Origin of the sequence: Streptomyces sp. V4I23, assembly GCF_030817975.1 — a bacterium.
Taxonomy (GTDB): domain Bacteria; phylum Actinomycetota; class Actinomycetes; order Streptomycetales; family Streptomycetaceae; genus Streptomyces.
Genome location: NZ_JAUSZW010000004.1, coordinates 7,905,132 through 7,919,234, shown reverse-complemented (window position 1 = coordinate 7,919,234; position 14,103 = coordinate 7,905,132). Strand labels below are relative to the sequence as shown.

11 protein-coding genes and 4 pseudogenes are annotated in these 14,103 nt (G+C 67.3%); 7 read left to right on the top strand and 8 right to left on the bottom strand.

Going from position 1 to position 14,103, the window contains the following annotated elements; translation table 11 throughout:
• The first annotated feature begins 38 nt into the window (after nt 1-38).
• Nucleotides 39-1,270: pseudogene (locus QFZ82_RS38595) on the top strand (IS4 family transposase).
• Between the two features lie 398 nt (nt 1,271-1,668).
• Here QFZ82_RS38595 and QFZ82_RS38590 read toward each other — a convergent pair.
• The 4 genes and pseudogenes from QFZ82_RS38590 to QFZ82_RS38580 form a co-directional block, all read right to left on the bottom strand.
• On the bottom strand, nt 1,669-2,172 hold the full coding sequence (locus QFZ82_RS38590; RefSeq protein ID WP_373429387.1) for a transposase: 504 nt from the start codon (nt 2,170-2,172) through the stop codon (nt 1,669-1,671).
• A gap of 280 nt (nt 2,173-2,452) precedes the next feature.
• Nucleotides 2,453-2,637: pseudogene (locus tag QFZ82_RS39930) on the bottom strand (helix-turn-helix domain-containing protein); the annotation flags it as partial.
• A 321-nt stretch (nt 2,638-2,958) separates the two neighbouring features.
• A complete protein-coding gene (locus QFZ82_RS38585; protein ID WP_373429386.1) occupies nt 2,959-3,411 on the bottom strand; it encodes a hypothetical protein in 453 nt (150 codons plus the stop codon).
• Between the two features lie 87 nt (nt 3,412-3,498).
• The gene (locus tag QFZ82_RS38580) at nt 3,499-4,500 is read right to left on the bottom strand and encodes a GlxA family transcriptional regulator (protein ID WP_307717533.1); all 1,002 of its coding nucleotides are present in this window, start codon (nt 4,498-4,500) and stop codon (nt 3,499-3,501) included.
• A gap of 74 nt (nt 4,501-4,574) precedes the next feature.
• Here QFZ82_RS38580 and QFZ82_RS38575 point away from each other — a divergent pair, with 74 nt between their 5' ends.
• From QFZ82_RS38575 to QFZ82_RS38565, 3 genes are all read left to right on the top strand, one after another.
• Nucleotides 4,575-5,162, top strand: coding sequence for a cysteine hydrolase family protein (locus QFZ82_RS38575; RefSeq protein ID WP_307717532.1), 588 nt, complete (start codon nt 4,575-4,577; stop codon nt 5,160-5,162).
• Nucleotides 5,163-5,519: 357 nt separating this feature from the next.
• Nucleotides 5,520-6,170, top strand: coding sequence for a hypothetical protein (locus tag QFZ82_RS38570; RefSeq protein ID WP_307717531.1), 651 nt, complete (start codon nt 5,520-5,522; stop codon nt 6,168-6,170).
• Between the two features lie 85 nt (nt 6,171-6,255).
• On the top strand, nt 6,256-7,008 hold the full coding sequence (locus QFZ82_RS38565) for an aldehyde dehydrogenase (protein WP_307717530.1): 753 nt from the start codon (nt 6,256-6,258) through the stop codon (nt 7,006-7,008).
• 276 nt (nt 7,009-7,284) lie between these two features.
• On the opposite strand, the gene QFZ82_RS38560 is transcribed toward QFZ82_RS38565, so the two are convergent.
• On the bottom strand, nt 7,285-8,340 hold the full coding sequence (locus QFZ82_RS38560; RefSeq protein WP_307717529.1) for an asparaginase: 1,056 nt from the start codon (nt 8,338-8,340) through the stop codon (nt 7,285-7,287).
• A gap of 417 nt (nt 8,341-8,757) precedes the next feature.
• Between QFZ82_RS38560 and QFZ82_RS38555 the strand changes: the two genes are divergently transcribed.
• On the top strand, nt 8,758-9,699 hold the full coding sequence (locus tag QFZ82_RS38555; protein ID WP_307717528.1) for a LysR family transcriptional regulator: 942 nt from the start codon (nt 8,758-8,760) through the stop codon (nt 9,697-9,699).
• Between the two features lie 402 nt (nt 9,700-10,101).
• Here QFZ82_RS38555 and QFZ82_RS38550 read toward each other — a convergent pair whose 3' ends face one another.
• Nucleotides 10,102-11,025, bottom strand: a complete 924-nt coding sequence (locus QFZ82_RS38550) for a glutamate ABC transporter substrate-binding protein (protein WP_307717527.1) — start codon at nt 11,023-11,025, stop codon at nt 10,102-10,104.
• 800 nt (nt 11,026-11,825) lie between these two features.
• Between QFZ82_RS38550 and QFZ82_RS38545 the strand changes: the two genes are divergently transcribed.
• Nucleotides 11,826-12,071, top strand: a complete 246-nt coding sequence (locus QFZ82_RS38545; protein ID WP_307717526.1) for a hypothetical protein — start codon at nt 11,826-11,828, stop codon at nt 12,069-12,071.
• 613 nt (nt 12,072-12,684) lie between these two features.
• Nucleotides 12,685-13,578 (top strand): LysR family transcriptional regulator, encoded by an 894-nt coding sequence (locus QFZ82_RS38540; RefSeq protein WP_307717525.1) that lies wholly within the window; start codon nt 12,685-12,687, stop codon nt 13,576-13,578.
• A 71-nt stretch (nt 13,579-13,649) separates the two neighbouring features.
• On the opposite strand, the pseudogene QFZ82_RS38535 reads toward QFZ82_RS38540, so the two are convergent.
• Both QFZ82_RS38535 and QFZ82_RS39925 read right to left on the bottom strand, forming a co-directional pair.
• A pseudogene (locus QFZ82_RS38535) lies at nt 13,650-13,929 on the bottom strand (Rid family hydrolase); the annotation flags it as partial.
• Nucleotides 13,924-14,076 (bottom strand): annotated as a pseudogene (locus tag QFZ82_RS39925) (Tn3 family transposase); the annotation flags it as partial. The pseudogenes QFZ82_RS38535 and QFZ82_RS39925, both read right to left, overlap by 6 nt.
• Nucleotides 14,077-14,103 lie beyond the last annotated feature (27 nt).

The window sequence follows — 14,103 nt, the reverse complement described above, 5'->3', positions numbered from 1 at the left end:
TATCGGTGACTTTGAGGGTGTTGGTCGTTGAGTGTGGTGTGCCAAGGCCTGGACAGGTGAAGTCGTCGGGTGAGCGGTTGTCGGACCGGATCGCTCTGGGTGCTTGACGCGGGTGTTTCCGCCGGAGCTGGTGGATGAGGTGGTGGTGGAGTGCGGGCGTCTGGAACAGCGGTCCCGGCTTCTTCCGGCGCGGGTAGTGGTCTACTTCGTGCTGGCGATGTGCCTGTTCTCGGGGCAGGGCTATGAGGAAGTGGCTCGGCTGCTGACGCAGGGGCTGGAGCGGGTGCGTCGGTGGGAGAAGCCGTGGCGGGTGCCGACGACGGCGGCGATCGGCAGGGCCCGCCGCCGACTGGGGCCGGAGCCGTTGAAGGTGTTGTTTGCGCGGGTGTGTCGGCCGGTGGCGGTCGAGGGCACGGCTGGTGCCTGGTATCGGCGGTGGCGGCTGGTCGCGGTGGACGGCACTGTCTTCGACGTTCCGGACACCGAGGCGAACAGCGTGCTCTTCGGCCGGCCCGGTTCGGGCCGGGGCCAGCAGCGCAGTGCGTATCCGCAGGTGAGGGTCGCCCCTTTGGTGGAGTGCGGGACACACGCCGTGTTCGCCGCGGCGAGTGGCCCGCTGTCGGTTCACGAACAGCAGCTGATTCCCCGCCTGCTGGACCGGCTCGAGCCCGGGATGCTGCTGATGGCCGATCGCGGCATCACCGGTTTCGAGCTGTGGCAGGCCGCCTCTGGCACGAGCGCGGACCTGTTGTGGCGCGTCCGCAAGAACATCGTGCTGCCAGTCCTCGAGGCCTTCGACGACGGCTCCTACCTGTCCGAGATCGTGGCCACCGGCGACCGCGACCGCCGTGACCCGGCCCGGGTCCGCGTCATCGCGTACACCCTCGGCCGCCCCGCCGACGAATCGGTCTACCGGCTGATCACCACCATCTGCGACCCGCAGGAGGCACCCGCCACCGACCTGGCGAGCCTCTACCACCAGCGATGGGAGATCGAGAACACCCTGGACGAGATCAAGACCCATCAGGGCGGACACCGTCTCGTCCTGCGTTCGCAGTATCCCGATGGCGTTGAGCAGGAAATCTACGGCTTCCTCCTCGTCCACCACGCGCTCCGGGACGTCATGCACCACACCGCTCACCAAGCCGGCCTCGACCCGGACCGGCTGTCCTTTACCCGCACTCTTCGCATCGCCCGCCGCCATGTCACCGACCAGGCGGCACTTTCCCCCCTCACGACTCAACCGAGCCCTGACTCACACCGTCCGTGAGCTGCTGGAACGACTCCTGCCACCCCGCAGGCAGCGCTCCAACCCCCGTGTCATCAAACGCAAGATGACCAACTGGCACCTCAAACACACCCACCACCGCAACCCACCCCGGCCACCGGCCGTCGCAGTCACACTGGTCCCACCCACCAAACCAACCAGCAGACGCCAGAAACACACCTAAATCACCGGTATTGCGGTTAGCCCCGGTTTCCGGGCGCGGCGGGCAAGGTGGACGCATGCGCCGCGCCCGCACACGGGGCACTATCGTGCCGCCTATGACGACTGCACTGATTACGGGAGCGACCGCGGGGATCGTCGCCGCGTTACGCGGCGACTCGCGGCCGAGGGACACCTGGTGCGGGTCTGTCCAATGAAGGGTGACGCTCGGGGCGTTAAGGCTACTGGCGGGCTGCGGAGAGCCGTCCGTCGAAGGCGTTCAAGGCGGTCTTCCAGCGGCTGGTCCAGCGGGCTTGTCCCTTGCCTGTCGGATCGAGCGACATGATCGCCATGTAGACGCACTTCAGTGCGGCCTGCTCGTTGGGGAAGTTACCGCGGGCCTTGACCGCCCGGCGGATCCGCGCGTTGACCGACTCGATGGCGTTGGTGGTGCAGACGATGCGGCGGATCTCGGTATTGAAGGCGAGGAACGGAGGGAACTCCTCCCACGCGTGGACGATCGCCGGGTACTTCTTGCCCCACGCCCTCTGCGAGGCGGTCCAGAGCGGCCTCTTCGGCCGGTGCGGTGTAGACGGCTTGAGGACCTTGGCGATCTTGTCCCAATCCTGGCGGGCACAGCGGAAGGAATTCCGCAGCAGATGCACGACACAGGTCTGGACGATAGTGGTCGGCCAGACCGTCCCGACCGCGCCGGGCAGGCCCTTCAGTCCGTCGCAGACGAGCATGAGGGTCGCCGACGCCGCGGTTCTTGATCTCGGTGAGGATCTGCAGCCGGTGCTTGGCTCCTTTTACGCCGTCGCCGGCCCACAGTCCGAGATCTCCCGCTGGCCCTCGGCCGTCGCTGCGAGGTCAACGTAGATACTCTGCTGGTCATTTCACGGAAGAGTGGAGGAAGTTCGGAGTCAGGAGAAGCGTGAGGTGCGGGTAGGTCCGAGGGAGTGCCGGTCTGCCAGGCGTCGGTGCGGACGAGGTTGATCGCGCAGGCGGTCAGTACGTGTTGCGGGCGGCCAGCTTCTCCAGGCAGCGCGGAGACAGACGGCATCGCGACTCGAGCCACGGGAGGCCAGCGCCTGCACGCCGCCGTCCCGCCACAGCTGGTGCCGTTGGCAGGCCGATTTCGGGCTCACCCGCAGGCGCCGTGCCACCTCGGGCGGCTTGACCTTCCGCTCGAACAGCTCGGCCGCCTGCATCCGTACCGTCTCGGGCTGACGTCCCGCAGGGGTCAGCCCGCCCCCATCCGCATACCACACACCACGGATACAGCCACCACCCCAGGACCAGGACCAGCAGGCACTTCAGGAAGGATCACCCTGACGAGCCGCAGTCAGTAGTGATCTGGGCTTGAGTTGCCTCGTCGCCTCGAGAGTGGCGTTCCGTCCCGGATTGGTGGTGTGGTAGTGCTGGGCGGTGGGTGTGCGGTCTGCTGTTGATGTGGGTGACAACAGGCTTGAGCCGCTGGTGTTGTCCGATGCCGAGCGTCGGATGTTGCAAGGGTGGACCAGGGCCTCGTGTCAGTAGCGCTCGACCACCGGCGCCCCGCCGTACTTCGAGCCGGAAAGGCCCAGCGTCGCCGCGTACGCCCTCTTGTGGTCGCCGTTCTCGTCGTGGGCCTCGAGCGCGTCCGTCACCGCCTCTCGCAGCGCTTCGTCGTCCTTGTTCATGCCGATGCCGTAGGGCTCCTCGGTGAACGGGTTGCCGACGACCTTCAGTTTGTCCGGGCGCTGGGCGGCGCAGCCCATGAGGATGGCGTCGTCCGTGGTGACGGCGTCGATCTCCTTGTCGAGCAGTTGCTGGACGCACTCCGTGTCCTTGGTCGACTCGACCGTCATGGTGTTGTAGTCGGGTTTCCCGATCTCCCGGAGAGCGGTCGAGCCCTTGACCGCGCAGACCGTCTTGCCCTCCAGGGAGTACGGGCCCCCGATCGTGCTGTCGTTCTTGCGGACCAGGAGGTCGGCGCCGGCCATGTAGAACGGGCCGGCGAATCTGCTGCCTGGAGCTAATCGGCGATGAACGCCGTCTATCGTGCGAAGGGGCTCGGCGATGAACGCCGTCTATCGTGCGAAGGGGCTGCTGTCGGCCGCTTTTGCTGCCGGAGCCGTGCTGAACGCGGCTCGGTAGGCGCGTGGGCTGGTGGCGAGGCGCGATGCGAAGTGCTGGCGCATGGTGACCTCGCTGCCGAAGCCGGCGCGGCGGGCGACCTCGGGCATGGGGAGGTCGGTGCGTTCCAGGAGCTTCTGTGCGGCGGCGATGCGCTGGTCGAGGAGCCAGCGGAGGGGGGTGGTGCCGGTCGCCGCGGTGAAGTGGCGGGCGAAGGAGCGCGCGGACATGCCCGCGTGGGCGGCCAGTTCGGCGACCGTGAGTGGTTCGTGGAGGTGGCGGAGCGCGTGTGCGCGTACGGCGGCCAGGGCGTCGCCGTCGCGGTCCGCGTGGGGGGTGGGGTGCTCAATGAACTGTGCCTGGGTTCCGGTGCGGAAGGGCGCCGTGACCATGGAGCGGGCGATGCTGGCGGCGGCCTCGGCGCCGTGCGCGGTGCGTACGAGGTGGAGGCAGAGGTCGATGCCGGCGGCGGTCCCGGCCGCGGTCCAGATGTTGCCGTCCTCGATGAAGAGGGCGTCGGGGACGACAGTGACGTGGGGGTGCTGTGCGCGGAGGGGGTCGACGAGCTTCCAGTGGGTGATGGCGCGGCGGCCGTCGAGGAGGCCGGCCTGGGCCAGGGTGAAGGCGCCGCCGCAGAGGGCCGCGATGGTGGTGCCGCGGGCGTGGGCGCGGCGGAGGGCATCGAGGACGGGTGGGGGCGCCGGGGTGATGTGGTCGTCGAGGCCGGGGACCACGATGAGGTCGGCGCGGGACAGCCAGGCGAGGGTGCGGTCGGGGAGGAGGGTAAGGCCGCCGCGCATCGGGACCGGGGTGCCGTCGGTGGCGGCGCGGTGCAGGTCGAAGGCGGGGAGGCCGTGGTCGGTGCGGTCGACGCCCCAGACTTCGGTGATGACGGAGACGTCGAAGGCGCGGATACCGGGGAAGGCGACGAGTGCGACGCGGTAGGTACGCTCCATATTGGCAGTAAATCATCGATCACTGACTTTTGTGGATCTGGGGTGAGGATGTCAGCGACGCCAGGATCGTGGGCATGGACATCGCACAGAACGCAGCGCTGATTGTCGTGGACGTTCAGAAGGGCTTCGAGGAGCTCGACTACTTCGGACCGCGGAACAACCCCGGGGCGGATGACAGCATCGCGTCCCTCATCGACGTCTGGCAGGCAACGAGCCGGCCGGTCGTCTTCGTCCGCAACGACTCGGACAAGCCGGACTCGCCTCTGCGGCCCGGGTACGAGGGCAACGACTTCAAGGAGTACGTGGAGCAGCGGCGCGGCAAGGGAACCGGAGCGGCGGAACTGCTGGTGACGAAGTCGGTGAACTCGGTCTTCCTGGGCACGCCCGATCTGGACGCCTGGCTGAAAGCGGAGGGCATCTCGCAGCTTGTCCTGGTCGGGATCCAGACCAACGGGTGTGTGGAGACGACCGCGCGGCATGGCGGGAACCTGGGGTACGACGTGCTGTTTGCGTACGATGCAACCTACACCTTCGATGTGGAGGGCCCGTTCGGGTGGCGGCGGACCGCGGACGAGGTCGCGCAGGCGTCGGCGGTGTCCCTGCAAGGGATCGGCTTCGCTCGCGTGGTGACGGCGAAGGAGGTCGTTGACGCGGCGAAGTGACCCGCCGCCCGAGAGCAGGTCGGTCCTTCTTTCCGGAGGCTGGTTCGTTCGGGGCCGCGGCCCCGGGCCGCTTCGAGAGCGGCGATGACCGCGGCCCGTACGTCGTGGCCTGCCTGTGGTGGCTGCGCACGCCTTCACGGTGCCGGTCGCTCAAGCACGGCCGCGCCCTGCCCCCAGGGGGCGGCCGTTTCCATCAGCGACGGCCACGGGACGACGATCTCGCATCGCCAGCCGCCGCCACGGCACCCGTCACGGTCGTGGATCACCTCACCGGGGTCGCCCGAGCGCACCGGGATCGTCGCCGGTGTTGAACCGGTGTGACTGCGACGATCACAGCACCGAGGAGACAATGCAGTGATGTCGGAACACAGTGCGAAACCATGGTGGGCGGCGCTTGGGCAGTCAGTGTCCTCAGCGACATCGCCCGTACTGCAAATTGCTGCTGACGGCTACTGGGAAACAGCAGCGGCGGTCACCCTCGCGGAGGGTCGTGTCCGTGCGCTGGAGGCCGTAGAGCAGGTCGCTCGGTCGGCTCAACACGACATCGCCGTGGAGATCATGTGGCCGGCGAACGCCATCTTCGGCGTACGCTGGACCGTCGACCGGAGGGACGAGGCCGCCCTTCGGACCGGGCACGCATACGACGCCTTGGCTGCCGGTCACACGGCAGAGGCGGCACTGTTCGCTCTGCTTGGCGGCGCCCCGCAAGCCAGGGTGGAGTTCGCCGAACTCGGTGCGGTGAACGCTTGGCGGTCGGTCGGGCCCGTGACCCTGTGGCGCCAGGGCGAGGAACTCAGCAGGGAAACGATCGACACCGCATTGCGCCGCCGCCCCGACATCGAGATCTGCGAAAACCCATTGGCGGTCGAACTCGCTGTGACAAGCCCTCGCCCTTGTTGGGTCGGCGTCTATGTCTCGGTGCCACACCGGCAGGTCCACCGTCTCGACCGCCAGGCACTGAACGCCGTGCTCGACAGCGCGATGCCCGGTGACAAGCACAGCCCTTGATACGCAACAGCTCAAGGGTCCATCCCGGCCGGGCCGCACGGTGGACGGCGGCGTAGACGTGGCACCGATCTTCACCCTGTCCAACTTGGCGGTCTGGGAAGAGATCGCCGCCGAGGGCCTGGAGTACCCCCCGATCTACGACACGCTGCTTCCCAGGCTCAGCTGTGTGTACTGCGTCCTGGCCAGCCCTGACGCGCTCCTGTTGGCCACCCCGAGCATGCTTCGTTCTCGGCCCTCACTCCCCACCACCTACGTGGCCCTGGAGCAGCTGCGGGCCCGGGCCATCCGCCTCGGCCTCCGCGACGTCGCCCAGCTGGCCGACGGCATCGTCGAACCCCTCTTCGTCGAGCCCCCCGCTCGCCGCCGACGTCCGCGAGCCGTACGGTGCCGCGACCGGTCACGTCCCAGGCATCGGCGTCCCCCGGGTCGCCCGGGCCTGTCCGGACAACTGTTCTCGACCCATACCCGCGCCCTCGTGCAGCGGTCGGTGTACGACGACTTCGTCGCAGCCGCGGCCGCGCAGATCGAGAGCGTCCACCTCGGCGACTCCTTCGACCCGACCGTCACCTCCATCCCGCTGGTGAACCCGGCCGTATCCGACCGGGTCATGCAGCTGATCGACGGCGCTGTCGCTGAAGGCGCCAAGCCGGTTGTGGGCGGGCGCCGGATCACGGTCCCCGGTGGCGGCAACTGGGTCGAGCCGACCCTGTTCACCGACGTCACCACCGACATGGAGACCGCCCGGGAGGAGGTGTTTGGGCCAGTGCTCGCGGCCATCCCGTTCGACACAGAGGAGGAAGCAATCCGCATCGCGAACGACTCCGAATACGGACTCTAAGCGGCCCCGGGGAAGTCCGGGCGGCGTCGCGGACCGATGGCTGTCGCCTGGCTGCGTTGTCGTCAGTCGCCGACGCTCCGCGTGGACTCTCCCCTGCCTTTGGCAGGAGGACCCCCATCCTCCGCCTTGCCGGACTCGGCCCTCGCCCCTCCCCCGTAGCCCTTCGGGCACGGGAGGCGCCCCCACCTTCACCCACCCGGGCTTCCCCAACACCGCTTGGTTGGCGGTATACGCCTGGGCCTTGCGCTGTGTTCTCATGGCGCCGGCCCTCTGCTCCTATGCTTCAGAAGCCGGCGGTACGGCGGGAAGGTCGAGGGTCAGGGCACCGGCGGCTCTTAGGCTGCCGATCATGGTCATGCCGCTCAGTAGGGGCCTGTTGGCGAATTCGGCAAGGGCGTCCCGGTCGACTCCGCACAGCACGAGAGCCGCTGCGGCCACCGGCATCCGGGCACGGTCGGCTCCGTCGGCGATTTTCACCCCGACAGCGCGGCCATCTGGCAGGGCGGCCACTTGGACCCCTTCGAACCCGTCCTTGGCCAGCAGGCCCGGGACGGCTCGCATCAGCCGTGCGACATCCCGCCAACTCCCGGAAGCCATCTCCGGATAGTCGCGTATGGCGTCGGCGACACTGGCCTCCATGGTGCCCGGCGCCGCAGAGGCGATCCGAGCCACAGCTCGGGTGAGGCCGTGCAAGGAGACGGAGAAGAGCGGTGCTCCACACCTGTCGACCGTCACCTGCGCGATACTCTCACCCGTCAGATCCTCCACCGCAGCGGCGATTGACTGCTGCAGCGGATGCCCGGAGTCGAGGTAAGTGTCGAGCGGCCAGCCCCGGGCCTGAGCTGTCATCAGCATGGCTGCATGCATGCCGGAACCGTTCTGCGCGAGCCGGGACAAGCCGTGTCCACCACGGACCCACGCTTCACGCACCGCGGGATCGCACGGCCAGTCGGGCGTATTGCCCAAGTCTGCTTCGATCAGCCCGGCAACCGCCAATAGGCGCAGGACTCCAACCAGATGGCGCTCCTCGCCTGAGTGACTCGCCGCAGCCAGCGCTAGCAATTCGCCGTCCAGGGGCAGCCCGGCGCGCAGCAAGCCCACGACCTGGACCGGCCGGAGTGCGGAGCACGGGCAGAACGCCGCCTCAATGTCGCCCGCTTGGAACTCCACGCCACCATCGGCGGACAGGACGACGACCGAGCCGTAATGGACCCCCTCGATGAGGTCTCCGCGCACCACATGGGCGAGCGGGGCATGGCGGGGCTCACGAATAGCTGCCGCCTTTGCCGGCGCACGCTCCGGGTAGCCAACTTCCCCGTCGGTCTGCGCCACCCGTCAGGCCCCGAATTCGCTGTCCGCGGCCACCGCGGCGCTGAGTATGGTGTCCACCCGGCGGCGGGCCACGAAACAACCGCCGACCAGGGCCGCCACGGCCGGCGGCAGACACAGCACCGTGGTGCTGTATGCCCCTTGTCGGCATACATCAGCAGCTGGTTTTGGGCGTCGGTGGCCCAGGGCAGTTGGTAGCGGGCTCGGGTGACCCGGCAGCCCTCGCAGCGGGTCCACAACAGTAACGAGTAGACCATGATCAGGATCCAGGTGCCGAGGGGTCTGGAGCCTCTGGTCGCCCGACAAGCGCGTAGGTTTCCGTAGCCACACCGCCACTGTGCCGATTCTCCTGCCATTGTTCCAGTGGATGTTTTTGAGCGTTAATCATTAGAGAATCCGACGATCGTTGGGCGGGACTTCGTGTTCGATCTCCATCGGCTCCGCCTGCTGCGCGAGCTCAAGCACCGAGGCACGCTCGCTGCGGTCGCCTCCGCCTTGTCATACAGCCCATCTTCCATCTCCCAGCAGCTCTCCCTGCTGGAGTCGGAGGCTGGGGTCCCCCTCCTTGAGCGCGTGGGGCGCGGCGTGCGTCTGACCCCCCAGGCTGAGGTCCTGGTCGCTCACACCGAAGCCGTGCTCGAGCAGTTGGAGCAGGCCGAGGCCGACATTGCCAGCTCTCTGAGCGAGCTGACCGGGACTCTGCGCATCGCCTCTTTTCAAACTGCTGCTCTGGCTCTCGTGCCGACGGCACTGACACTGCTACGGGACACACATCCCAGTCTTCGCATCCAGGTCACCCAGATGGAGCGGGAAGGCGCGCTGTCGGCTCTGCTCGCCCACGATGTCGATGTGGTCATCGACGTGGAATACCCGGGCGTTCCCAGCCCTCGTCCCGCGGAACTCGAGAAGGAGTTCCTCGGCGACGACTCCATGCACCTGGTCTATCCGGCCGTCACAAACACGACCAAGCTGCAGGAGGGGCTGCGTATGCTGGCCGGTTACCCATGGGTCATGGAACCCGATGGCACGGCCGCTCGCCGCTGGGCGATGACCGTGTGCCGTGGCGCCGGATTCGAACCCGACGTGCGCTACGAGTCGGCCGACCTCCTTCTCCACCTGCGGCTCGTGGAACAAGGACATGCCGCCGCCCTGCTCCCAGACCTCGTATGGCTTGGCCGTCGGCCAACTATCCCCTTGCGGCCAGTGCCCTTCGGTCAGAAAACGCGCACACTGGTCACCGCCGTCCGCCGCGGCAGCAGCCGGCACCCCGCCATCCAGGCCATTCGGCAAGCTCTCGTAACGGCGGTTGACAAACCTTCAGAGACCACACTCCTCCGCCCTCCTGGCGAGCTGAGTCAGTGATCCGTCGGCGGATACTTTGAGTTCTCCTGGACTGATGTCAGGCGCGGCTCTCTTTCCCCGGCTGCGTACGATTGTTCATCCGTAGGCAGCGGGGCACGCCTAGGGTGCTAGTGGGTCGGCGCCTCGCGGTCGCAGATCGCTTTTGAGCACACTGCGGGCCACACACGCGACCGTCGAGCTGGAGATCGGCCCTGCTCACCGCCGCCTCCTACCGGCGGTTAGTGATCTGGGCTTGAGTTGCCTCGTCGCCTCGAGAGTGGCGTTCCGTCCCGGATTGGTGGTGTGGTAGTGCCGGGTGGTGGGTGTGCGGTCTGCTGTTGATGTGGGTGACAACAGGCTTGAGCCGCTGGTGTTGTCCGATGCCGAGCGTCGGATGTTGCAAGGGTGGACCAGGGCCTCGTGTCAGTAGCGCTCGACCACCGGCGCCCCGCCGTACTTCGAGCCGGAAAGGCCCAGCGTCGCCGCGTACGCCCTCTTGTGGTCGCCGTTCTCGTCGTGGGCCTCGAGCGCGTCCGTCACCGCCTCTCGCAGCGCTTCGTCGTCCTTGTTCATGCCGATGCCGTAGGGCTCCTCGGTGAACGGGTTGCCGACGACCTTCAGTTTGTCCGGGCGCTGGGCGGCGTAGCCCATGAGGATGGCGTCGTCCGTGGTGACGGCGTCGATCTTCTTGTCGAGCAGTTGCTGGACGCACTCCGTGTCCTTGGTCGACTCGACCGTCATGGTGTTGTAGTCGGGCTTCTGGATCTCCCGGAGAGCGGTCGAGCCCTTGACCGCGCAGACCGTCTTGCCCTCCAGGGAGTACGGGCCCCCGATCGTGCTGTCGTTCTTGCGGACCAGGAGGTCGGCGCCGGCCATGTAGTACGGGCCGGCGAAGCCTACCTTCTTCTTGCGTTCGTCGTTGATCGTGTACGTTCCGACGTACAGGTCGACCTGCCCGCTGGAGATGGCGGCCTCACGGTTCTTCGTGTCGACCGTCTTGAACTCGATCTTGTCGGGCGAGAACCCGAGATCCGCCGCGACCATTTTGGCGATCTCGATGTCGAAGCCGGAGCGCCTGCCGTCCTTCTCCTCGAAGCCGAGGAACGGCTGGTCGTTATGGGCGCCGATGACGAGCTTGCCGGCCTTTCGGGCCTTGTGCAGGGTAGGGGAGTCGATCTTGACGTCCTTGGCGACCGTGTACGTGGGCAGCCGCGGGTGGGTTCCGTTCGAGCTGTTGGTGGGTTCGTCGCTGGAGGCATTACCGGACTCGCCGCTGCAGGCGGTGGCGGTGAGGGCGACCGCGAGCGCAGCAATCGTCGCGAAGGCGGCGGACTTGGAGGGCTTCACAATGCAGCGTCCTTTATTTTCTCAACAGGTTGAGGAGCCTGCGCCCCGAGCCGATCCCGCCGAGCAGGGCCGCGCCGCGGTCCTGTCGATCGGTGCCTGACAGTTAGGCCTGGTCAAGCTCCTTGCCAGCGGGCCGTGGTGGAGATCGTCGCCGACGCCGGCTACCAGAGACTGGGCGCCGAGCTGTATGGCTCAGCGCAGCATGTGTTCGCTGGGGGTTCGATCAGTTGCCAGGCGGCGGCTGCGCCATTTCGCCGGCCTTCTGCATGGGCGGCGTTGACGACATCCCGGAGGATGCCGTTCCGTCTGTTGGGACAGTCCCATATCCCGATGGTCACCGGTTGGGTCCCCCACCAGTTCGTGGGACATGACGAATGTTCCCTTTCCTGTACGGGAGACGGTGCGGACCCACTGCAGGGCCCTGCAACCTCGCGGATCAGACGGCTGACTTCCAGCTGGCGGCAGAGCTCCGCCTATGAGGGCAGGGTGGGTTTCCGCCGAACCCTGTCAGGCTGCCTGACAGGTTCACGCGAGGAATCCTGCTTGGCATGCGGACGTGCTGTCAAAGGGGGATTCGCCGCGTGTAGCGGGAAGTTGGGGAGCGCCCCACGCCCTCGCCGCACTGGGGCAGGGGAGCCTGGATCTCCTGCACTCCAGGTGCGGAAGGTGGCCAGCCCCCACTGCTGATCGACGACCAGTTCCAGGGCATGATCAGCGAAGGCGGGCAGCAGCCGCCGTATCCGCGCTCTCAGTGCCCGCAGTGTCATGGGAAGGCATAGCGTTCCCAGGAGCAGTCTCAGATGGTGGCAGCAGACGGGAGCCTGCGCTCTGGCGAGCACGTCGAACAGGAGGCGCTGGCTTGCGGTGCCCCTCGCATACGCAGGAGGCGGCGGCGCGGGCGGGCAGCGTCTCAGGTCGGCATGGATGCGCCAGGCCAGCTCAGCGGCCGGGGCTCGCCGATCGATGACATCGAACGCCCCGGCGGCGAATGCGACGACGGCATCAAGTCCCTCGTGCCGCAACACGGCAACGGGGGCGATCAATGACGCGGCCCGGACGAGCCTGGCCATGCCGTCAACCTCTGTCGTGGGCAGATCTAGCAGCATCATCGCTGGTCTTCGTTCCAGCAGGGAGGCACAAGCCGACTCACTTCCCCACCGCACAGCTCCGCTGAGGGCGAGGCCGGCACGATCCAACCCCGGGGCCAGTGTCGAACCCGAGGGCTCATCCACCGACACCACGATCGGCCGCTTGTCCTGAACCGGAAGTTCAGGATAAATCCGCCGTACTGACTGCTTTTGCATCGCTTGTTCCTTTGTCGTGCCGCTTTGGCACTCGTCGCCGCTGCGGAAAGGCAGTGGGGTGGCATGGCGGACCGAGAACAGTGAAGAGCAGGTTTCAAGCAGCTCCGGCAAGAGCCGGGAGGAGAGCGACCAGCGCGCGACTGGGCAGGCCGGGCGCAGCGAGCAGGACTCGGTCACTGCGTCCGATCAGGAAATGTGGCACGGAGCAGCCTTGTGAGCGTGATCCGCGGCAGGTAGTGCACGGAGCGGTGGTCGGCTCTGCAGCACGCGACCACTGTGCCGACGGACAGCCCCTTGTTCCAGCGCACGTTTTCGAGCAATATTCATTGAGAAAAACGACTGTTCTCGAGGTCTGATGTTTGATCTACACCGGCTCCGCCTTCTGCGGGAGCTCAAGCACCGCGGCACGCTTGCCGCGGTCGCCTCCGCTCTGTCGTACAGCCCTTCCACAATCTCCCAGCAGCTCGCGCTTTTGGAATCAGAAGCTGGGGTCCCTCTCCTAGAGCCCGTCGGCCGACGCGTGCGTCTGACTCCGCAGGCCGAGATCCTCGTCGCCCACACCGAAGCCCTGCTCGAGCGGCTCGAACAGGCGGAAGCCGACATCGCCACCTCTTTGACCGACCTCGTCGGCACCATGCGCATCGCCTCCTTCCAAACTGCTGCGCTGGCTCTCGTCCCGACGGCGCTGACGCTTCTCCGCAACGCCCATCCGCTCCTGCGCGTCCATGTCACCCAGATGGAACGGGAAAGCGCTGTACCGGCTTTGCTCGCGCGCGATTTCGACCTGGTCATTGACGTGGAATACCCGGGCGATCCCAGCCCTCGTCCCGCTGAACTCGAGCAAGAGGACCTGTGCGAAGACTCCCTGCACCTGGCTCGACCGGGCAACGCCGACTCGAGTGCGCCTCAGGAGGCGCTGCGCGCGCTGGCTGACCACCCGTGGATCATGGAACCGGAGGGGACGGTCCCGCGCCGCTGGTCGATGGCCCTGTGCCGTGATGCGGGATTTGAACCCGATGTGCGCTACGAGTCCACCGACCACTACCTTCACCTGCGGCTCGTTGAGCAGGGGCATGCGGTCGCGCTCCTCCCGGCCCTCGTGTGGCAGGGCTGTCCGCCAGCCGTGGCCTTGCAGCCGCTGCCGGCAGGCCAGCAGGCGCGCAGACTGTTCACCGCCGTACGCCGCGGCAGCAGCCAGCACCCCGCCATCCAGGCCGTTCGGCAAGCGCTCCGGCAAGCGGTCAGATAGACCTCTCGTGTGGCAGACGACAGCCCGCCATGCTCATAGGGGTCGCGAACACGTGGGGATCGGCGAGACCGCAGCATCGCGGCGGCCGGCCGGACCTCGCCGAAATACCGGCGCAGGACCGGCCAGCAGGGCTCGGAGTCAGCCCGGTCGGGCAGCAGATACCGCACCCGTACCACATGGTCGAAGGTGCACTTCGCCTCGGCCAGCGCGGCCTCGATGTTGCGGGCACTGCTCGGCCTGGTCCACCACGTCGTCGGAGATCGTCATGGCGGTGTAGTCGAAACCGGTCGTCCCGGACACATGCACCCAGTCGCCGTCGACCACGTGCGGACTCTGAGAAGCGGTGTCCATGTAGCGGGTTTTGACCAGCACCGAGGCGTTGAGGACCAGGCCGAGCGCACCGATCTGGTCCTCCATGCCCTCCTGGTAGTGCTGGTAGAGCTGCCCGGCGCGGCCGTGGAAGATCTTCCGGGCGAGCGCGTGGCGGCCTTCTCGCAGCCCGCAGGTGGTTCAGGACCGCGCTCA